This window comes from Chryseobacterium cucumeris (assembly GCF_001593385.1).
In the GTDB taxonomy this organism is placed as follows: Bacteria; Bacteroidota; Bacteroidia; order Flavobacteriales; family Weeksellaceae; genus Chryseobacterium; species Chryseobacterium cucumeris.
The window spans coordinates 1-23,224 of the sequence record NZ_LUVZ01000008.1 but is presented as its reverse complement, the minus strand read 5'-3'; the positions used below and the strand labels follow the sequence as shown (position 1 = coordinate 23,224).

General features: G+C 35.7%; 11 protein-coding genes. 5 read left to right on the top strand and 6 right to left on the bottom strand.

What is annotated here, in order from left to right; genetic code table 11:
- Positions 1-382: 382 nt before the first annotated feature.
- The 3 genes from A1704_RS08740 to A1704_RS08730 all read right to left on the bottom strand — a co-directional run bounded on the left by A1704_RS08740 (position 383) and on the right by A1704_RS08730 (position 4,541).
- Positions 383-997 (bottom strand): response regulator transcription factor, encoded by a 615-nt coding sequence (locus A1704_RS08740; RefSeq protein WP_062672558.1) that lies wholly within the window; start codon positions 995-997, stop codon positions 383-385.
- The gene (locus tag A1704_RS08735; protein WP_062672557.1) at positions 994-3,960 is read right to left on the bottom strand and encodes a sensor histidine kinase; all 2,967 of its coding nucleotides are present in this window, start codon (positions 3,958-3,960) and stop codon (positions 994-996) included. Before A1704_RS08735 ends, A1704_RS08740 begins: the two co-directional genes overlap by 4 nt.
- A 287-nt stretch (positions 3,961-4,247) precedes the next feature.
- Positions 4,248-4,541, bottom strand: coding sequence for a helix-turn-helix domain-containing protein (locus tag A1704_RS08730; RefSeq protein ID WP_062672554.1), 294 nt, complete (start codon positions 4,539-4,541; stop codon positions 4,248-4,250).
- A 184-nt stretch (positions 4,542-4,725) separates the two neighbouring features.
- On the opposite strand from A1704_RS08730, the gene ccoN reads away from it, so the two are divergent.
- From ccoN to A1704_RS08705, 5 genes are all read left to right on the top strand, one after another.
- Entirely contained in the window at positions 4,726-7,005 is a 2,280-nt protein-coding gene (ccoN, locus tag A1704_RS08725) for a cytochrome-c oxidase, cbb3-type subunit I (RefSeq protein ID WP_062672564.1), read from the top strand.
- A gap of 19 nt (positions 7,006-7,024) precedes the next feature.
- Complete coding sequence (locus A1704_RS08720) at positions 7,025-7,912, top strand: cbb3-type cytochrome c oxidase N-terminal domain-containing protein (protein ID WP_062672552.1); 888 nt, start codon at positions 7,025-7,027, stop codon at positions 7,910-7,912.
- 291 nt (positions 7,913-8,203) lie between these two features.
- Positions 8,204-13,237: a translocation/assembly module TamB domain-containing protein gene (locus A1704_RS08715; protein ID WP_082798744.1), complete on the top strand. Its 5,034-nt coding sequence runs from the start codon at positions 8,204-8,206 to the stop codon at positions 13,235-13,237.
- Positions 13,237-15,564, top strand: a complete 2,328-nt coding sequence (gene tamL, locus A1704_RS08710) for a translocation and assembly module lipoprotein TamL (RefSeq protein ID WP_062672550.1) — start codon at positions 13,237-13,239, stop codon at positions 15,562-15,564. The genes A1704_RS08715 and tamL overlap by 1 nt, the downstream gene beginning before the upstream one ends.
- 1 nt (position 15,565) lies before the next feature.
- Positions 15,566-16,507, top strand: coding sequence for a YihY/virulence factor BrkB family protein (locus A1704_RS08705; RefSeq protein ID WP_062672547.1), 942 nt, complete (start codon positions 15,566-15,568; stop codon positions 16,505-16,507).
- A gap of 96 nt (positions 16,508-16,603) precedes the next feature.
- Here A1704_RS08705 and argS read toward each other — a convergent pair whose 3' ends face one another.
- From argS to A1704_RS08690, 3 genes are all read right to left on the bottom strand, one after another.
- The gene (argS, locus tag A1704_RS08700; RefSeq protein ID WP_062672545.1) at positions 16,604-18,361 is read right to left on the bottom strand and encodes an arginine--tRNA ligase; all 1,758 of its coding nucleotides are present in this window, start codon (positions 18,359-18,361) and stop codon (positions 16,604-16,606) included.
- Positions 18,362-18,489: 128 nt separating this feature from the next.
- Positions 18,490-19,854, bottom strand: a complete 1,365-nt coding sequence (locus tag A1704_RS08695) for a SusD/RagB family nutrient-binding outer membrane lipoprotein (RefSeq protein ID WP_062672543.1) — start codon at positions 19,852-19,854, stop codon at positions 18,490-18,492.
- Positions 19,855-19,856: 2 nt separating this feature from the next.
- Positions 19,857-22,775, bottom strand: coding sequence for a SusC/RagA family TonB-linked outer membrane protein (locus A1704_RS08690; RefSeq protein ID WP_082798743.1), 2,919 nt, complete (start codon positions 22,773-22,775; stop codon positions 19,857-19,859).
- Positions 22,776-23,224 lie beyond the last annotated feature (449 nt).

Here is a 23,224-nt window from a genome sequence, read left to right as displayed (position 1 = left end):
CAAGTGCATATGAAAAATAACGTAAAATTAAAAACATACAAAAAACAAAATCAGAATAGGAAAATTCCTACTCTGATTTAAGTATATTTGAAATATTAAACTAGTCAACCTTTTTCAGGACTAGTCACATAAATAATAAAATCATTGATCTACTTCTGGAAGAGCTTTTAAATCAGTATCAATTGTTTAGTTTGTTGGTACTGCATAAATGATATTTTCTGAATTGTTATCTTAGTTTGAAAGTACTTTTCTATTAGCTTCTTCTGTTTAACAGAAGTTAATGAGATGCTAACTTACCGCTCAAAACAACTACTTAACGAACATATGCTGTAGGTATTTTTCCACAGCATTGTAATGATGTTATGACTTTAAAGAGACGGTATTAATGAATTTCACTGTAGATCTCCAGCAGTTCAACCAAATTGGTAATTTTTAATTTCTGATAAACCCTTCTTTTATAAGTTCCTACGGTAGACTCCTCAATGTCAAGAGCATTTGCAATCTCAAGGTTTCCATTTCCTTTTGCCAGAAGATTAAAAACCTGCAGCTCTCTCTCGGATAGATTTTCAATTGCTTTTCGCTTTTTATTTCCTTTGAGCAATTCATTCATGATCTCCGGTGTGTAATAATGACCGTCTTTGAAAAGAGCTTCCACCACTTTGACAAAATTTTTGGGATCACTCTGCTTATTCAGAAACCCATTGGCTCCTTCTTCAATGTATTGCAGTGCAATATTTTCTTTGTAAGAAGTGAATATGAGGATAAGAGTATCCTCAGAGATTCCTTTGATCTCTTTGACCATTGATTTGAAAAGACTTCCCGGAAGTTCAATATCAAGAATGACCAGATCATATTTTTCGGATTCAATTTTCTGTTTTGCTTCGCTATAAGTTTCTGCAAAATCAACTTCAAGGTGAGTAAAGTTCTTCTCCAGAATCATAGCTGTTCCGATTCTTACCACATGATGGTCATCTGCAATGAGTATTTTTTTTGTCATATTTTAATAAGGATTTTAATGAGGGTTCCATGCGGAGTATTTTGATGAAAAGTCATTTCGGAATTCATCTTTATGAGCAGCTGAACAACCATATGAAGACCTAAACCATAATTTTTAAAAATCATATGCTCATTCTCTTTTTTCTTAAATAACCCGGAATAGTACATCATCTGTTCATCGGACATTCCGGTACCGGTATCAGCAATATGGATTTCTACATGTGATCCTGTAAAAGCTGATGTGATGGTAATTTCTCCATTTGAAGTATTCTTTACTGCATTATCTATGATGTTGTGGAAAACTGCGAGGAGAACATTCTTATTAAGTTTAATCTTAAGTTGATGGTCACAAAAATTGTAGATAAATGTATTTTTCTGAGCTGCAATTTCTTCGAATAATAATCTTTTGGTTTCAATAAGATCATAAATGGAATACTCTTCTTCCGCACTATTTTGTTGTTTGTATAATTCTGTATATTCTTTAAGACTCAATGTAAATTTATACAGCTGTTCTGAAGTTTTATAAATGCTGTCAAAATATTTTTTCTGAGTTTTGGGATCTTCAGACTGATTGAGTTCCTGTGAAAGAAGGGCAATAAATTTTACAGGGGTGGTAATGTCATGGCTGATGCTTTCAACCAGTTTTTTTTGATAATCAGATTCATTTTTCAGTTTATTATTAGTTTCAAGCAGTTCCTTATCTTTATGATCAAGGGTATTTTTCAGGACTTTATTTTTTAGTCTTAAAAAATTTGTCCTCATCTGAACAATCACCAGAATAATAAAAATGATACTCCCTGTAATCAGGATTTTAAAGAATAAAGTTTGATAGAAATAGGCTTCCACTTCTACAGGGAATGTTTTATAAACGAATTTCCCGGTTTCGGAAGATAAAAATCTAACGAGAAGATTATAAGTACCAGGTTCAATAGTAGCTATTCGGAATGTTTTATCATTTTTGATATTTACCCATGAACTGTCTTCAGTATCAAGTTTAGCCTGTAAATAGACATTTTCCAGATCTGAATAGTAAGGAATGTCTATATAAACTTCTGCGTTTTTATAACCGCATTCAAGAAACAGACTATTTTTCAGCTGAATCATCTTCCCTTTTACTCTTGCCCTTTCCAGATAAAAATCCTCACTTCCGGGATAATAGGTTTTGATATTTTCAGGATTAAAAAACACAAAACCTTCCATGGAAGGAAATACAAGCTGCCCATCTTTCAGCTCATGAGCAGAGGGATTCGCACTTCCGTTGAACTCATTATTCGACAGTCCCTGCTTTTTGGTGTAACGGTAATAAGTAATGTCTCCTTTCGGAGTTTTCATGTGTTGCAAAAGAATATTTTTATTGACTTTAAATAACCCATTATTGGAAGAAATCCATAAATTGGAATTCCTATCCTCCATCAAAGAGTGAGCATTCGCCAGAAAATCATTTTTATCGGATGGAACTCTGACCGCTTTTTGATCTTTTATCAAGTAAAGTCCTCTGTTGTATGTCGTAAACCAGATATTCCCATCTTTGGTCCGGATGATTTGTTTTACAGGAAGGCCTTTCCCAATCAGTTTCTCTGTTTTATTTCCGATAAGAGAATAAACATAGATTCCGCCGCTGCTTCCCAGGTAAAGCAGATCTTTGTTATATCTTAAAACAGCATCAATATTATCTTTACAGGGAATAATTCGTTCAATTTCTTTAAAACGATCCTGCTTAAACAGATAGAGATAAGATTCTTTTCCACTGACCAGTGATGCCATATACAGCCCTCCACTTTTATACAGGCCATCAATTTCCTTATTTTGAAAAGAAATGGAATCGTACTTTGTAAATCCTGTATTCTTATACCTTATATGAATGGTATTATTCTCCCGATAAATCAGATTTCCGGTGTTATCCTGCAAAATGTAGCGCTTATCATAAGATTGAGAAGCCGGAAATATTCTTTCTGAAGTATTGGAATAGTATCTGATCCCTTCCTGAGTCAGAACGGAATTACCACCATAAGAAATCCCTGCATAACAGACCTCATCCTGATACGGTAATTTTTTCCTGGAAACAGAGAAATCGGACAGACTTAAGATTTTAAGACCATTAATAGAACTCCCGAGGTATAATTTGTTCATTGCTTCATCATAAAACATCGCTCCGGAAATTTCTTTATCAATATCCTTATAATCCAACAGGTAAGTAAGCTTTAACTTTTTATCTAAAAACTCACTTCTGTATATTTTGCCATGACTGATTATGAATACCTGTCCGGTGATCTGCTGCCAATAGATTTTAGTATCAGCATCAGTATACATTGACGGAGTACTGATATAGGAATATTTTCCTTGATACAACTGAAGTATTTTTTTATTCTCAGCATCAGCAACAAAAACGTAATCTCCATGAATGAATAACCTTCTTAGTTTACTACGGGGAAAATTCAGATTAATTTTCTTACTTTTCTTACTTTTCTTATCAACATAAGTAATTCCGTTATCTTCAAAATAGTAAGAGCCACTTTTCATCCTGATAAAATAAGAATCGACGTAAGAAATAAATCTTACAGTAAAATTATTTTTAACAAGTTGTTTATAGACTTTCTGATTGGCTGTTCCCCCAGGCTTAGTAATCTGAACGGATGATACTGCCATCGGTTTTCTTTGAGAAACCAGAAGAAGATCTTTTTCGGAAGCATTAAAAACGGCAATACTATCCTTTTTTATATTTCCGAAAAAATCACCGAAGCTTAAATTTTTAAGTTTGAAATTATTATACTGAACAAAGTTGCTTCCATCATACCGTACAATTCTACCTTCCATAGAAAGCCAGATGAATCCATATTTATCTTTTACAATATCCTTGATACTGTTTTGAGGAAGGCCATTATCCGTGTTATACCATTGGGTAGTATAGTTTTGCCCGTTGACACTTAGAAAAAACAGAAATGAAATAAAGTAGAGAAGCTTCATTCAGTAGGGCAGCGTTATATTTAAGGCAAATATATTATAGAAAATTAAATTTATTGTAAACATTTATCCACAATTATGTGAATTTTTTTCTACATAATTAGATATGAATAATGTATTCATTATAATAAATTTGAAAAACCAAACATTTGTTCCCTCATCAATGTCATGGTCATCAGGCATACTGAAAACACAGTCTTTTTTGTTCACAAAAAAATTATCTCCTTCTGTCCGGGGAGATCATTATTCTATGATAGTTAATATGTAAGTAAAAGTGAAATTCTTATAGGCTATAAAAATTCTTTCGGAACAGAAATATTATTCTTTTTCATGTATTCCAAAAGGTTTTGGTATTTATCTTCATATTCATCATTTCCACACTTATGCGAAATACTACAGATGTCTGATGGCCTGATATCTAAAATATCGGATATTTTAGTCAGTATCTCCAGGTTGATCTTCACCTTGGAATTCTCAATATCGGAATATGCCTTTTGGGAAATGCCCATTTCAAAGGCCATGTACTCCTGCGTAAGATCTCTGCTCCTACGTATTTTCCTGATATTTTGTCCACATACTTTCATCGTTTTTGTTTTAGTAGTTTTCGGTATATTTTAGAAGATTAGCTATTAGCCTCTAACAAAGTTAATAAATACCTTTGGCAAAACATTACACACGTTACATGATATTTATTTTCAGCATAAAAAAGACTTAAAAATACGCCTTTTTTCAGAGAAAATATCACTTCGGTAAACACTATTGGAATTTATGGAGACGCAAAAATTTAATTATGACAATAATATTGTCAGAGCATTCCTCTATGCGACTATCGCATTCGGACTTGTAGGATTTCTGCTGGGGCTTACAGCTGCATTGATGCTTTTTTATCCTGAATTACCTGAATTTTTATTCGGTACGGATGATACAACTATTAAAAGCTTAGCTTCGGGTAATATTCAGGGGCTGATCAATACTCAGGGAGCCATGGGCTTCGGAAGAATCAGAATGCTTCATACCAGTGCGGTAATTTTTGCTTTCGTATGTAACTCTTTTTTCTGCGGTGCTTACTACAGTATGCAGAGACTTCTTAAAACCAGAATGTACAGTGATACCCTTTCATGGATTCACTTCTGGTCATGGCAGTTGATGATTGTGAGCGTTGTTATTACTTTCCTTATGGGAATCAATACTTCTAAAGAATATGCCGAACATGAATGGCCAATCGATATCTTAATTGCATTCTCATGGATCATTTTCGGAATCAATATGTTCGGAACTATTGCTAAGAGAAGAGTAAGACATTTATATGTGGCGATCTGGTTCTATCTGGCAACCTGGATTGCTGTGGCAATGCTTCACATCTTCAATAATCTTGAAGTTCCGTTATCTTTCACAAGCTGGAAATCTTATTCTGTATATGCAGGTGTAAAAGATGCATTAGTACAATGGTGGTATGGGCACAATGCGGTAGCATTCGTATTAACCACCCCTGTATTAGGTCTGATGTATTACTTTATGCCAAAAGCAGCTCAACGACCGGTCTTCTCATACAAATTATCCATTATTCACTTCTGGTCGCTGATCTTCGTATATCTTTGGGCCGGGCCTCACCACCTGCAATATACAGCTTTACCGGCATGGGCTCAGGCGGTAGGAACAGGATTCTCTATCATGCTGATAGCTCCATCATGGGGAGGAATGCTGAATGGTCTTCTAACATTAAGAGGAGCCTGGGATAAAGTAAGAGAAAATCCGATTCTTAAATTCTTTGTAGTAGCAGTTACATGTTATGGTATGGCTACTTTCGAAGGACCTTTATTAGCAACAAAATCATTAAATAAAATAGGTCACTATACCGACTGGGTTATCGGCCACGTACACTTAGGAGCTCTTGGATGGAATGGTTTCATGGCATTCGGAGTGGTATATTATCTGGTTCCGATCATGTGGAGAACATCCCTTTGGTCTAAAAAATTAGCCAACTGGCACTTCTGGTTAGGAACTTTAGGGATCATCTTCTATGCAGTACCTATGTATATTTCAGGATTTACACAGGGATTAATGTGGAAGCAATTCAATCCGGACGGAACTTTATTATGGAAAAACTGGCTGGATACAGTAACTGCAATTATTCCATACTTTAAAATGAGATTCCTTGGAGGTGTTCTTTATTTATCTGGGGCAATTTTAATGGTAGTTAATGTTATCAAAACAATTAAAGCTGGTTCATTCCAGAAAAACGTTCCTGCAGAAGCACCGGCATTAGCCAACATTGGAAGCACAAGAAAAGAAGGCGAAGGCGTACACCTTTGGTTGGAAAGAACGCCTACTCTCCTTTCTGTATTAGCTTTCATCACTATAGCAATTGGTGGATTGGTGGAAATTGTTCCTACCCTGTCACTGAAGCAGAGTGTTCCGATAATTACCGCAGTAAAACCTTATACACCATTAGAACTGGAAGGAAGAGATTTATATATCCGCGAGGGATGTAACTCATGCCACTCACAAATGATCAGACCGTTCCGTGATGAGGTTGTAAGATTTGAAGGAAAAAACGGACAGTATTCCAAAGCGGGAGAATTCGTATACGACAGACCATTCTTATGGGGATCTAAAAGAACAGGACCGGATCTTCACAGAGAAGGAGGAAGAAACCCGGATTCATGGCACTTCAAACATATGTATAACCCAAGAATTACTTCTGCAGGTTCTATTATGCCTCGTTTCCCATGGTTAATCACCAATAAGCTGGACAAAACCCAAATGGTGGACAAAATGAAACTGATGAAAAATGCCTTCGGTGTCCCTTATACAAAAGCTCAGATTGATTCTGCTAACCAATGGGCGGATAACCAGTCAAAAGCAATTGTACAGAGAATTTACGCAGAAGCAACAGATGTAAAAGATCAGATGGTAAAAGAAAAAACAGCAAAAGGATCCGCCTATGTACCACTTGAACAAAGAGAAATTGTGGCAATGATTGCTTACCTGCAAAGATTAGGTACAGACATTAAAACAACACAGGTACAAACCGCAAGCGTAGAGTAACATTTAAAATTAAACTGCAATGAAAACGAGAACCCCCATTTCAATATATATCGCAACTACGATAGGTTTAACGATCATGGCCTTTGAAATGTTCGCCGGAGATTCAGGATATTTTTCTTCTCCTTTTTTCTGGGCGCTGATATTAATTGCCACTATCCTATTGCTGATTATGAACTCTATTGGAGACCTGGTAGAAAATGAAAGTTTCAACAGATTATCCGAGGAAGAAAAGAAACAATATCTGGAAGAAAAGAAAGTTCCTTATTACCAGAAATTATGGAATTCAGCCTTCAAAAAACAAACCGCTACGGAAGAAAAAGATATTCTTATCGACCATGGTTTTGATGGCATTACAGAACTTGACAACTCCCTTCCGAAATGGTGGATCGGTCTGTTCTGGTTCGGATGTATTTTCTGTGCCGTGTACCTGTTTGCTTTTTCTTTCACAGATTATGCTCATCCGGAAGCAGAATACACCAAAGAGACAAAAACGATGTTAGCTTCCATTGCTGAGTATGAGAAAACTGCACCTCAGATCAATCTGGAATCTGCGAAATACAGTGCTGATAATATTGCAGAAGGACAAGAATTGTTTAAAACAAATTGCGTTACCTGCCACGGTGACGGAGGAAAAGGTGGTATAGGTCCTAACCTTACCGATACCCACTGGATTAATATTAAAGAAAAAAGCTTATTTAAAAATGTATTCTGGATGCTTGAAAACGGCTCACCAAATAACCCTACCATGAGACCTTTCATCAAAGAAGGAACCATTACCGGAAGAGATGCTGAAAAGATTGCCGCTTATATTTATCACATCAACCAGGAAACTGCTCCTATCACTACAGCACAAGGCGGTGCCGCTCCTCAGGGAGAAGAAGTGAAATGGGAAAACGGAAACAACTAAATTATTATTATCTATCATATAAACCATGCCACGCCCCCTTCAACACTACTAACATTTGAATTTCATTTTTGCTAACTAACCTTTTCAACATTAAAAAAATGATAAAAGGGGGCGTTTTTTACAAATAACAATCCTGGCTTTGGCTGTCTTACTCAACTATTCACTTGACAACTACAAACTAGAAATTCCATAAAAAGACAGCCAAGGCAGGATTTTTGCATTCGCAAAAGGGTACCACAACAAAGACCAAATAAAATAGTATTATTATCTTTGTTAGAAACCTCATCGCATTTGAAACTGAAAATCAACACCACCAAACTTTTAAGGCGTATTGCAATAACCTTTATTTCAATATTGGTTCTTCTTACCCTGTTGATCCTAAGCTTAAGGCTTCCTGCCGTCCAAAATTTCATCAAAGACAAGCTCATTGTTTATCTGGAGAAAAAAATCAAAACTCCAGTAAGCCTTGAAAGGGTTTACATAGGATTTCCCAACAGCCTTGTCATGGAAAACCTCTACCTCAAAGGACAGGATGTAGACACTCTTCTGGCCGTCAAAAAGCTGGATGTAGGTCTGCACATGATGAAGCTTCTTAATTCTACAGCAGATATTACTTCAGTCAATATGGAAGGTGCACGTGCTAATGTAGTACGGAAACCAGATGGTAAATTCAATTTTGATTATATTATTGATGCTTTTGTGTCCAGTGATAAGGAAGAAAGTCCTTCTAAGCCATTTATCATTTCTCTTGATAAAATCAATTTAAAAGATGTTGGGGTAACATTTAACGACCAGCAATCCAAGAATGATATTCAACTTTATTTTAAATCGTTTGATACCAGAGTCAAAACTTTTGATCTCAGCAAAAACAAATATGCCGTTAATGATATCAACCTTGACGGATTAAAATTAAAGTTAAAGCAGGGACTGGTAGAAGAAGTTGCAGAAAAGGTAGAGAAAAAAGTAGATTCTCTCAATGAAAAGAAGCCTATGAATATTGGCTTAAGAGGAATAAAACTTACTCATTTCGACATTGATTACGGTGATGAAAATACCAAAACATTTGCAAAAGTTATCTTCAAAGAACTGAGTACAAAGGTCAATAAACTGGATATTGAAAACAATGCTTACAATGTAGCCAATGTATTCCTTTCCGGCGCAGATATTAATGCCAACCTTTATCTTCCGGCTCAGAATGCCAATCCTAAAACAACAAAAGAACCTGAAGTTTCCAAAACCTCTGATAAGGATAAAGCCATGAAACTTCTCTTAGGAAAACTTGTTTTGAACGATGTAAAAGTCAATTATAACAATACTGCCATTGCTCCAACTAAACAGGGAATGGACTTCAATCACCTCAATTTTTCAAAAATGAATGTTGAGGTAAGAAGCTTTAAAATGGAGAACAATACCTTTGCAGGAACCGTGAATTCGGCAGAAATCAAAGAAGGCAGAGGACTGGATATCCAGAAATTCAATACGGATTTTGTGTACGCAGAAAAAGAAGCCTATCTCAAAGATCTTTATCTTCAAACTCCTAAAACGCTATTGCGTGATGAGGTTATTTTAAACTATAACTCCATTGATCAACTTAGCAAAAACTTAGGTGCAGTCAAGATTTCAGCCAATATTAAAGATTCAAAAATAGGATTTTCTGACATTCTGAATCTGGTTCCGACTTTAAAAAATACGGTTCCGTTCAACAAATATCCGAACGCTATTCTCAATGTCAATGCAAATGTAAAAGGAAGTGTTAATGATCTTCTAATTCAGGATCTTAAGGTTTCCGGGCTTGATCAGCTGAGAGTAATGGCTTCCGGAAAAATCAAGAATGCGATGAATCCTGATCAGTTGTATTATGATTTGAGAATCGGAGAATTTTCTTCCAATGCCAAAACGATATTTAATCTTATCCCTAAAAATACAATTCCTTCCAATATTTCCCTTCCTTCCCATTTCAGCATTAAAGGAACTGCGAAAGGAACAACGAAAGTAGTGAATACAGATCTCAACCTCTACTCTACTTTGGGGAACGCTACGATCATCGCACAGGTAGACATGCGAAGAAAAAATTATGAATTGTATGATGTAAAAGCCAATCTTCAGGGTATACAGGTTGGAAAAATTATTCAGAATAAAGATATTGGTCCTCTCACAGCCCAAATTGCTGCGAAAGGAGAAAGCTTTGATTTTAAAAATGCCAATGCAGACTTAAAAGGTCATGTTGCTTCCGCAGTTTACAAAGGATATCGTTATCAAAATATGAACCTTACCGGAAAGATCAAAAAAGGAGCTTATCATATGATTTTGGATTCAAAAGACCCGAATGCCAGTTTACAATTGACCGCTTCGGGCGTTTATGAAGAAAAAAATCCTACGGTAAAAGTGAATGGAGAAGTTATCAAACTGGATGTCAACAAACTTGGCTTCTACGAAAAACCGATGATTATTGCCGGAAAAATTGATGGAGATTTCACCAGCTTAGATCCCAATAATCTGAATGGATATTTAAACCTTCAAGATTTTGCTTTCTCAGATACCAAAGAGGTTTATCCCGTACAGGAAGTCAATCTGAAAGCTTCCTCTACTACAGATTCTACTCAGATCATTTTCAATTCTCAGATTGCAGATGTGGAGTTGAAAGGCAAATATAAATTGACTCAGATTCTTGGTGCTTTAACGAAAACCGTAAATCAGTATTACCAGTTCCAGAAACCGGATAAAAAACAGAAAATTGATCCTGGGCAACATTTTACTTTTACAGCAAAAATTAAAAATGATGATCTGATCAGAAAGTTTGTGCCGGATCTGAAAGATTTTGAAACCATCAATCTTGTCGGGAATTATGATGCAGATTCTCAGAAAATTGAAATTGACGGGCAAATTCCACGATTATTATATGGTGAAAATACCATTGAAAAAGGGGCTTTAAAAGTAACGAATGAAAATCAGGCATTACAATACAGCCTGAATGTTGCTGCCTTGAAAAGCTCAAGTTTTTCTTTAAACAAAATCAATATTGACGGGGATGTTGCAGACAATACCATCCGATACAACGTCACCACAAAAGACGAAAAAGATGCTACCCAGTTCCTGATTGCAGGAAGTGCAAAATCGTTGAATGATATTACTGAAATATCTCTGAACCCGAACGGATTGAAACTGAATTATACAGATTGGAATGTTGCAGAGAATAATAAAATCCAGGTCAGCAACAAAGGTATTCTGGCAGATAACTTCATTCTCTCCAATGGAAACAGCCAAATTGCGGTTCAGTCTGAAAGCAGTAATCCAAGCAGTCCTTTGAATATTTCGTTGAAAGATTTTAAAATCGAAACCATTACGGAACTGATTAAAAAAGATACGGTTCTGGCAAGAGGAACCATCAACGGAACAGCGCAGCTTCGTGATGTTACTAGAAATATGACATTCACTTCCGACCTGAATATTTCGGACTTAATTGTCTATGGAAGTCCTGTCGGAAACCTTGCGGTAAAAGTGAATAATGCCTCACCGAAGATTTTAAATGCAGATATTGCTCTTTCCGGAAATAACAATGACGTAAAAATCCTTGGAGATTACAATACTTCCTCCAGTACTTTCGACCTGAATATGGCGATCAACCAGCTTCAGATGAAGAGTATTCAAGGGTTTTCTATGAATGCCATTACCAATACGGAAGGTTATCTTTCAGGAAACTTAAAGATCACCGGAACTACAGATAAACCAAATATTTTAGGAAAAGTAAAATTCAATGATGCAGGGTTGGAAATTGCCAAAACAGGAAGTGATTTCCGACACCTGAGTGATGAAATAGATTTTACCAGCCGTGGAATTGAGTTTGATCAATTCAAGGTCAAAGATAAAGACGGAAATGCTCTTGTTGTGGACGGGCAGGTTCTTACCCAAACGTACAGAGATTTCGCTTTTAATCTGGATGTAAATGCCAAAGACTTTAAAGTTGTCAATTCAGAAAAGAGCAATGACGCGATGATGTATGGTATTCTGGCTATTGATGCCGGCCTTCATATCCGTGGAAATCTGGATCTCCCTAAAGTAGACGGAAAACTGAATGTGGCAGACAACACAGACTTCACGTTCGTACTTCCTCAATCTTCCCCATCTTTACAGGAAAGAGATGGAATTGTAGAATTTGTGGATCAGGATCAGGTAGTTTTAAATAAAACAATTAAAGCAGATTCTCTTGACTCCAAAAGCCGCATTAAAGGAATGGATGTGAATGTCAACATTGAAGTCAGCAGAGAAGCCAAACTTTCTATTATTATTGATAAAGTAAACGGTGATTTTGTCAAACTTCAGGGAGAAGCAGAATTGACCGGTGGAATTGATCCTTCAGGAAAAATGACATTAGTAGGCGTTTATGAAGTTGAAAAAGGAAGCTACGATCTTTCTGTAAGTTTGCTTAAACGTAAATTCGATATTCAGAAAGGCAGTACGATCACCTGGACTGGTGAGCCAACGATGGCCCAAATGGATATTACAGCAGTTTATAAAACGGAAGCAGCACCTATTGATCTTGTAGAACAACAGGTGGGCACAGAAAATGGCGGAACTTCTCTCATGAATCAATTTAAACAGAGAATACCATTCAATGCTTTATTGAAAATGAAAGGAGAGCTTCTGAAACCTCAGCTTACGTTTGACATTACTACGGAAGAAAAGAATAATTCCGTATCCACGAATGTAAAAGATGTTGTCGATCAAAAACTTGCCCAGCTCAGAACCCAGGAGTCTGAAATGAACAAACAGGTATTTGCCTTATTGCTTCTGAACCGTTTTATCGGGGAAAATCCATTTGAAAGCGGTGCCGGAATGTCTGCGGAGACTATGGCAAGACAGAGTGTAAGTAAAATTCTTTCTCAACAGCTGAATAACCTTGCTTCCGGACTGATTAAAGGAGTAGATCTTAACTTCGGTCTTGATTCTACGGAAGATTATTCCACTGGAGAGAAAAATACCAGAACCGATCTTAATGTAGATATCAGCAAAAAATTATTGAATGATCGCCTGAAAGTGACGGTAGGAAGTAATTTCGGACTGGAAGGCCAGGCTCGTCAGAATGAAAACATGACGAATATTGCAGGGAATGTTTCTGTAGATTACAGCCTTTCCAAAGACGGAAGGTATATGCTTCGTGCTTACCGTAAAGATGAATATCAGGTAGCTCTTCAAGGACAGATCATAGAGACCGGCGTCGGATTTATTATTACATTGGATTATGACAAGTTCCGGGAGATTTTTCAGAAATCTAAAGAGAAGAAACCGAAAAAAAATCAAAATAACCAAGTGGTAGAATTTAAATAATGAGTAATAAGTTCCATATATATTGTAAGTATCTGTTGGTTTCCGGAATGGCATCCACAGTAGTCTCGTGTAGCAATACCAGGTTTTTGAAAGAAGGCCAGATGCTCTACACAGGCTCCAAAGTAAAGATTGAAAACGACACAATTTCCAAAAAAGAAAAAAAAGATCTTCAGACGGCACTGGAAGAGAGCCTTACGCCAAAACCCAATTCTACATTTTTGGGGATGCGTCCTAAACTTTATTTTTATAATATTGCTAAAGAGCCTAAAAAGGATAAAGGTTTTAACTACTGGCTTAAATATAAGATAGGTGAAAAACCCGTATTGTTAGGTGATGTAGACCGTGAGTTCAACAAAAATATCATTGAAAATTATTCTGAAAACAAAGGCTATTTCAATGCTAAGGCTTCTTATGATACGGTTTCAAAAAATAAAAAAGCTCAGGTTATTTATACCTTAAGACCTGGTTCCAGATATCTGATTGACGGTGTAAAGTTTCAGAAGGATTCTACATTGGTGAACCAGGAAATTCAGGGTCTAACAAAAAGAACGTTACTTAAAAACGGAAGACCATTTGATCTTGATGTCATCAAAGCAGAGAGAGAAAGAATTGATAATGGTTTAAAGGAAAGAGGTTTTTATTACTTCCATCCTGATAATATTATCGTGCAGGCAGACAGTACAGTAAGCAAAGATCATAAGGTAGAGCTTAACGTAAAACTGAAAGACAATACTCCGGATTTAGCAACGCAGCAATTCAGCATTAATAACGTTATTGTATTTCCTAATTATAATATCCAGGATGTAAAAGAGGGAAAATACAGTATCCCAATGGATAAAGATTCTCTTTCCAAATATGCTTTTGATGATATTTACGTTATTGATCCTCAGCATAAATTCAAACCGAAAATTTTTGACAGAGCATTATATTTCAAAAAAGGTGATCTGTACAACCGCTCCAATCACAATCTTACACTAAACCGACTGATCAGCCTCGGTGTTTTTAAGTTTGTAAAAAATGAATTCATTGTATCGGATTCGTTAAGTCATAAGTTTGATGCGTATTATTTATTAACGCCAAGACAAATCCAGTCGCTTCGTCTGGAAGCATTGGGAAGAACCAATTCTGCCAACTATGCAGGTAGTGAGCTGAATCTGAACTGGACCCACCGAAACTTCTTCAGAGGCGCAGAACAATTCAAAGCAGCGATCTTCGGAGCTTTTGATTTCCAGATGGGAGGTGCTCAGGATGCCAATAATATTTTCCGTGCTGGAGCGAATGCACAACTTTCCATTCCAAGAATTGTGGCACCTTTCCGTTTTCATTCTTCAAGTGAGTTTGTTCCGAGAACGAATATTACTTTGGGCTATGAATTCCAGAACAGAACAAAATATTATACCTTAAATAACTTCACCGGATCATTCGGATATCTATGGAAAGAAAATGCGAGAAAAGAACATGATCTGAAAGTGATTGATATTACATTGGTATCTCCGGCAAATGTTACCGATGAATATAAAGTTAAATCTTCCAAAAATCCAGCTATGCAGCGAATTGTTGATAAACAGCTAATTTTTGGACCAACGTATTCTTATACCTATACCAATACCATGCTGCCAAAGACCAATACCATTTATTATAAAGGGACGCTTGATCTTGCAGGAAATATTACAGGGTTGGTAACAGGAGCAGATGTAAAAAAAGATAAGGAAAAGAAAATATTTGGTATTCCTTTCAGCCAGTATGTAAAGATGGAAAATGATTTCAGATTCTATCATAAGTTCACTGAAAAATCTTCATTGGCTACAAGATTTATCGGAGGAATCGCCTATCCATACGGAAATTCAGAATTTGTTCCTTTCTCTAAACAATTTTTCTCAGGAGGAAGCAACAGTATCAGAGCATTCCGCGCAAGAACATTAGGCCCGGGAAGTTTTGATCCGAGAACTCTGGAGCCTGGTACTTATTTTGACCAGTCTGGAGATATCAAATTGGAATTAAATGCTGAGTACAGAGCCAATCTTTATAAATTTTTAAATGCTGCCGTTTTTGTAGACGCCGGAAATATCTGGCTGCTTCACGATGACAAAGACAGACCGGGCGCTAAATTTTCAAAAGACTTTTTAAATGAAATTGCGGTGGGTGCCGGAGTAGGTCTGAGACTGGATTTTTCAATCCTGATTCTAAGACTGGATCTTGCAATGCCACTGAGAGTTCCTTACTATCAGAAAGGAGACAGATGGGCCTTCGATAAAATCAATTTCGGAGACTCAAGCTGGAGAAAAGATAATCTTGTTTTAAATATTGCCATCGGATATCCATTTTAATATGATCAATACTGCTAAATTTTTCTGGGAAGTTCTGAAAGACACATTCACTGAATGGAACAATTCTACTGCATCAAAAGATTCAGCAAGTCTTGCGTATTATGCCATCTTTTCTATCCCGGGATTATTGATCATTATTATCTGGGTTCTTGGAAATTTCTTTGGGGAAGAAGCCATTCGTGGGCAAATCAGTAGCCAGATCAGTGGTATTATGGGACCGGATGTAGCGAAAAGCATTGAAGGTATGCTCGCTGGTGCTCTTATTGATAAAAAGAATATTTTTATGAAGGCGGTTGGAGTCGGATCATTGGTTTTCGGTTCTACTACGCTCTTCTTTCAGCTTCAGCATTCATTAAATACACTTTGGGAAGTAGAAGCTGCACCCAAAAAAGCATTACTCAAATTTTTACTGGACAGAGCCAATTCTTTAGGGATGATTCTTATCCTGGGATTTCTTCTGATGATTACCATGATTTTATCTTCTCTGATCAGTCTGTTTAATACGATTATCACCCAATATTTTGGTTTTGAAACCTATATGTTGGTAGAAACCGTGAATTTCGCTGTAGGCTTTGGACTTGTCATGCTCTTATTTGCTTTAATGTTTAAAGTTCTGCCTGATGTTTTGGTCAGCTGGAAACCGGTATGGAAAGGAGCTTTTCTAACTACTGTTTTATTTACCCTTGGAAAATTTTTATTAAGTCTTTATTTCAATCAGGTAAAACCTACTTCAGCCTTTGGTGCTGCCGGAACAGTTATTCTGATTATGATGTGGATCAATTATTCCTGTATGCTAATATTCTTCGGCGCAGAATTTACTAAAGTATATACTTACAAAAAGGGATATAAAGTAGTTCTTTCCAAACATGCACGTTGGACTCCTGCTAAGTTGTATGCGGATAGTTTGAAACAGATGCAGAGTGAAAGTAATGATAAAAAGTAGATTCGGGTTGCGGGCTTCGAGATTTTTGAGATATTCCTGATACGTGATTATTGATATAAAAAAACCTCCTGGAAAAATTCAGGAGGCTTTCTATTTTTACATTCTGTTTACGGTTCCGATTCCCAGCAATTCTAAAGATTTTTTGATCGTCTTTGCTGTGATATCTGAAATATTCAAACGGAATTGTTTTACATTTTCATCTTCCTGATTCAGGATTGGATTATTCTGATAGAAAGAGTTGTATGCTTTCACAAGGTCATAAACATAGTTGGCAACTAAAGCAGGACTTAATGTTTCCGCTGATTTAGCCACTACAGTTTTAAAGTTGGTCAACTGCATAATCAATTCTTTTTCAGATTGATTCAATTCAATATCAGCAGTTTCGGACTGTAAAGCACCTGCTTTTGACAATAATGACTGAATACGTGCATAGGTATACTGAATAAACGGACCTGTATTTCCATTGAAATCAATACTTTCTGCAGGGTTGAAAAGCATTTTTTTCTTAGGATCTACTTTAAGCATGAAATATTTCAATGCTCCTAGTCCTACCGTTTCATAAGATACTTCTTTATCTTCTTCCGAAAGGTTTTCTAGTTTTCCTAATTCCTGAGCTTTAGATTTTGCTGTTTCATACATTTCCTGCATCAGGTCGTCTGCATCTACTACAGTTCCTTCACGGGATTTCATTTTACCTTCAGGCAATTCAACCATTCCGTAAGAAAGGTGGAACAACTGATCTGCCCATTCATATCCTAATTTTTTCAGGATTTTAAATAAAACCTGAAAATGATAATCCTGCTCGTTTCCTACAGTATAGATCAGTTTCTGAATATCATTTTGCTTAAAACGCTCAACTGCCGTTCCAAGATCCTGAGTCATATAGACTGAAGTACCGTCTGAACGAAGTAACAGCTTCTGATCAAGCCCTTCATCGGTAAGGTCACACCAAACAGAACCGTCTTCTTTCTGATACAGAACGCCTTTATCCAACCCAGCCTGAATAAGATCTTTTCCTAAAATATAAGTATTGCTTTCATACTGAACCTGGTCAAAGTCAACACCTAATCTCTTATACGTTTCATTGAATCCTTTGTAAACCCATGAGTTCATTTCTGCCCAAAGTGCTCTTACTGTTTCATCTCCATTTTCCCAATCCAACAGCATCTTCTGAGCTTCCTTCATTACCGGAGCGTCCTTTTTAGCCTGCTCTTCTCCTACCCCTTGTTCTACAAGCTCTGCAATTTCTTTTTTATAGTTTTTGTCAAATTCTACATAGTAGTTGCCAACAAATTTGTCTCCTTTTGTATTGGTAGTTTCAGGAGTTTCTCCTTTTCCGAATTTCTCCCAAGCCAGCATAGACTTACAGATATGAATACCTCTATCATTGATGATCTGAGTTTTGATTACATCATATCCAGCTTCTTTTAAAATTTGAGCAACTGAGAATCCTAATAAATTATTTCTTATATGTCCCAAGTGCAATGGTTTGTTGGTATTCGGTGAAGAATATTCTACCATTACCGTAGCATTTTTCTTTTCTATAGTGGAGAAATTCTTGCTTACAGATCTGAAGTTATCCACAAACAATTGATTTTTCACCTTCACATTAAGGAAGCCTTTTACTACGTTAAAGCTTTCAAAAAGATCCGTTTCTGTCAAAGCTTCACCTAATTCAACCCCAATGCTTTCAGGGTTTTTCTTCAATTGTTTTACCAACGGAAAGGTAACAATGGTAAAATCACCCTCAAATTCCGTTTTATTTTCCTGAACTTCCAGCTTGATGTCTTTTAACTGATATACATTTAAAATGACCTCCGAAAGTTTTTGTTCTATAATATCTTTAATATTCATGTTTCTAAATTCTCTTTTTAATGCTTATCGCTGAAACATTTTTACAGTGTGTTTCAGCTCAAAATCTGAGTTACAAATATACGGAAATAAAAAAACCGCCCGAAGGCGGTTTAAAAATTTAAATGGTCCTAGTTATCCCACCAAACGGGTATACTTACATCACTCACGACTGCTGCGTTATTATTTAATGTTCTTTCAGCTTTAGGAGTTATTAACCTCAAAGGTATCTTTTTAGATTGGCTATTCTGATTAGGCGTTAATACAGGGAAGCCTGTACGTCTCCAATCATTATAAGGCTCCATTGTAGTAAACAGGGAAGAATATTTTTGAGTAATAATATTCTGTAATGTTACTGAAGCTGAAGCTGTAGTAGCAAAGACAGGATTATCAGTACCAGTAACATCTATCAAAGATGCACTTACAGCAGTTTTCAGGGCAGCTTGAGCACCTACAGTATTTCCCAGTCTGAATTGTGCTTCTGCTTCTATGAATTTAATTTCACTATAGCTAAATATTATATTCGATGTACTTGCACTTCCTGCAAAGTAACTCCCAAAAGGAGAAGCATCTGTGTTGCTATCTTCCGGAGCTGACCCAGAATATCCCCCGGATGCATCTAATCCTGCATAATGAGGTAGCCTTGGATCACTACTATTCTTTAACAGATCTATAAAATATTTTCCCATAGACATATAACCTGATCTTTGATTATTAAATGCAAACCAAAGATTTTGATTATTTCCTCCATCAAACCGAGCCACCAAGTTATCTGAACTGGAAGTAAACGAGTTTTGCAAGTAGTTTAAAGCCTTCTGAGCTGCTACAGTACTTCCTTCTCTTTGAGTTAGTCTTAATGCATATCTTGCTTTAATGGCATAGGCTAATTTTTTCCATTTATCTATATTTCCTGCATAAAAGATATCATCACCTGCCGGTAACCCTAAATTAGCATTTTCAGGTTTTGATAAATCTATTATTGCACTATCCAAATAACTTTGAATCTGAGAAATGACATTTTGCTGAGAATCATACTTTGGAGAGAAATTATTGACTCCTTGAAACGCTTCTGAAAAAGGTACATCACCCCATGTATCAGTAGCATACCCCATATTTAAGGCTAATAAAATCTTAGCCATACCTGAATAATAAGGATATTTATCCCCAAACTGAGTGATAATCTGATGAAGATTTACTCCAGTCTTATAAATATTAGACCAATCTGTTTCATTATCCAATTCTGTTAAAAAATAATTGGTATAATCTAATGACTGAAACAGATTACCATTGGTTTGCTGAGTCAACAAACTTATTTGTCTTGTCAAGTTACCTGTTGAATTATTAATTGTTCCTACTGCTGCACCGGTAAATAAAGTTTTAGGAGATGTAACTTGTGTAGGACTATTGGGATTTTCATTAAATGTATCTAGCTCATGCTGACAAGAATTGAGAAATAATCCGGCAATAATTATAGGTATGTATATTATTTTTTTCATAATTAAAAAGTAAATTTAAATGATAGTGTATAACTTCTTGTCCCTGGATTATTGAAATAGTCAAATCCATTAGTATTTGAATTTGCACCGGCAATAGATGTTTCCGGGTCTACACCTTTGTAGTTAGTAATTAAAAATAAGTTTCTAGCAGAAAAAGTAATCTGAGCATCTCTTATAAAAGATAGAGTTTGAGTATTAGATAGCATTTTACCAAAATTGTATGATAAACTTACATCTCTTAGCCTAAGCCAATTTATATCTCTTTCCATCTGTTGTTCATTTGCACTACCAGATCCATCTCCTAAAAAGCTTGAATAATACAGTTTGTTATCAATTGCTTTCGTATTAGAAACACCAGTTTCAGTAACGCCAGGTATTGTATACATAGCTGATCTGTCGTCAGCAGAAGCTTGTGTCATCCCTAATCTATTTAATCTTGCTAATGTTCCGTTCCAAATGTCTCCACCTTTACGTACATCTAACAAAAAGCTTAATGACAAGTTTTTATAACTGAAATTATTTCTGATTCCTCCTAACCAGTCCGGATTAGGATTTCCAATAATTTGAGATTCTGCAGAAACTAATGGTAAACCATCAGATCCTATAATTAAGTTCCCAGCCGAATCTCTTTTCCAAGCTGTACCATAAAACACTCCTAAAGGTTCACCTTTAATGATGGCAGGAACTACATTTCCTGAAAAGAAATCACCTCCCTCACTGGAGAAATTTAAATTGTCTTGTATTTCAACGACCTTATTTACGTTTTTAGCCCAGTTAAGATTTATACTCCAATTAAAGTTTTGATTTTTAAGAATATCATATCCTAATTCTACTTCTATACCTTTATTTTCAACTGTAGGACCGTTGGTAAAATAATTCTGAAATCCCGAAGATGGTGCAACTGGAGCTTGGATAAGCAGATCATAGTTGGTTGATTTGTAAGCACTCGCATTTAAGTGTAACCTTTTAAATAATTCTAATTCTAAACCGACTTCAAATTCGTCATTTCGCTCAGGCTTTAAATTTGGATTTTTCGCAATGGTAGTTAGCCCATAGGCTCCAACTCCCAAATATGGAGAAGTTAATTGTGGACCAAATGTATCAAAATAGTTTGGAGTTCCATAAGTGTTAACAATATTGTATGGATTAGCAGATGCAAAAGTTTTTGCATAAGCTACTCTTACTTTTCCTAAGTTAACCCAGTTTGGTAAATTTAATGTCTTATTAAACAGCCAAGATCCTGAAACTGAAGGATAGAAATAGGAACTATTCTGTTTAGGCAATGTACTGCTCCAATCATTTCTACCTGTTAATGTCAAATAAAACTGATCATAAAATCCGAATTCTGCCGAAGCTAATATCCCTCTTTTAATTTGTTTGAAATCTGTATTATTGGAAACAAAAGTCGTAAAGTTAGAAAGGTTGAATTGATTAGGTTCCAACATTGTAGATCCTTGAGTATATTGATCATTTCCAAATTTAGAAATTATCTGCCCCCCAAAACTATAATTCAAATTAATATTATCAGTAAAGTTAACTAACCCACTAAAGATTAAATCTAAATTATATTGACTTTGAGTATAAGTGTCTACAACGACCTGTCCTGTTCGGTCAGCTGTTGAATTACCATTACTTGAGAATGAATAATTCTGCTGAGCATGAGTTGTATAGGTATCAACCCCCGCTCTCAACAGTATATTCAAGGCTTTATTATAATTATAAGTTAAATAACCACTAATAATGGATCTGTTTGTCTCGTCTTTATATGGATTATTGTATACTGTATAATATGGATTGTCATATGCTGCAAAATAATTTTTATTATATCCTTGTACAGTCTGATAATCTCTAAGGTCATAGGTTGCTGGTGTTCTCAATAAAGACAACATGACTCCTGCAATATTACTCCCTTTCTGAGCTCTTAACCCATTTGTATTTGAAAACTTCACATCAGCTCCAGCTTTTAGCTTATCGGTTAACTTAAATTCAGAATTCACTCCAAAACTTGTCTTTTTAAGCGATGTATTTGGAATAATCCCCGTTTGATCAATATGTCCAAATGAAGCTCTGAAATTACCATAATCCCCACCTCCTGAAAAAGCCAGATTATAATTTTGTGTAACACCTGTTTCAAAGAAGTTTTTAGTATTATCATAAGCCTTCAAACCAGTTACGCTTGAAATTAATGGTCCCCAACTTTGATTGGTTCCTGATGTGGTAGCAAAACCATCAGAGCCATATTGAGCAGGTGCAATATAGGTAGCTCCGTTAGTTCCAGCGGCATAGGTTTTTTGAAGTTTTGGTAAACGAGTAATCATATCAAAAGATACAGCTGTAGAAAAATCAATTCCAATTCCTTTTCTTTTCCGCCCTTTCTTACTTGTATAAATAATTACACCATTTCTAGCGTTTTCTCCATATAACGCTGCTGCTGCACCACCTTTCAAAATTGATACACTTTCAATATCATCAGGATTTATATCAATAGCTCTGTTCGAGTCATCTACTCCAGCCAAATTACTGCCCTGCCCCGCATTATTATTAACAGAGTTATCAATAATCTGCCCATCTAAAACTATAATAGGTTGGCTTGATAAATTAATCGACTTTTGCCCTCTAATCAGAATTTTACTTGAAGCTCCTGGCGTACCAGAAGAGCCTGTAACTTGAATTCCCGCAGCTTTTCCTGCTAAACCTTGAATAATATTTGCTTCCCCTGATTTTTTTAGATCATCTCCATTGACTTGTGAAGTAGCATATCCTATTGTCTTTTTCTCTTTTTTAATCCCAAGTGCAGTTACTACTACACCTTCAATCTCTTTTGTCTGTGTAATGGTATCTTTTTTCTTCTGTTGAGCGTTTACAATAGCCACAGAAGAAGTTAATACCACAACAAGCAGACTCATTGTTAGTTTCTTCATATCAAAATTAATTTTTACTCAACAAAATTGTGATTTTGTTAACAATTCAACAAGCTAAACTTAGAAAAAACAACAAAAGAGCAACAAATAGAAGTAAAAACAAACAAAACAATTAATAAAATACATTAAAAATTAAATATTTAATAAAAAAAAATAACATCAATTTTCTAATTGATATCATTTAAAATCACTTTTCAACACGATAGATAAAACACTGATTATAAGATTAATATAAACAATAAAGCCAGTTTTAATTCACAAAATCCTATATAAAAATGATTACAAATAAAAAAAACCGCCAAATGGCGGTTTTTTTAGATAATGTCTCGTCCTGAAAAAGGTTGACTAAAAAACCATAAAATTAGTCACCCTTATGAATCTAAAAAAAACATCGTCCCCTGTCCAAGAATACAGTGAGGCATTCAAACGACAAGTTGTCTCTGAATATG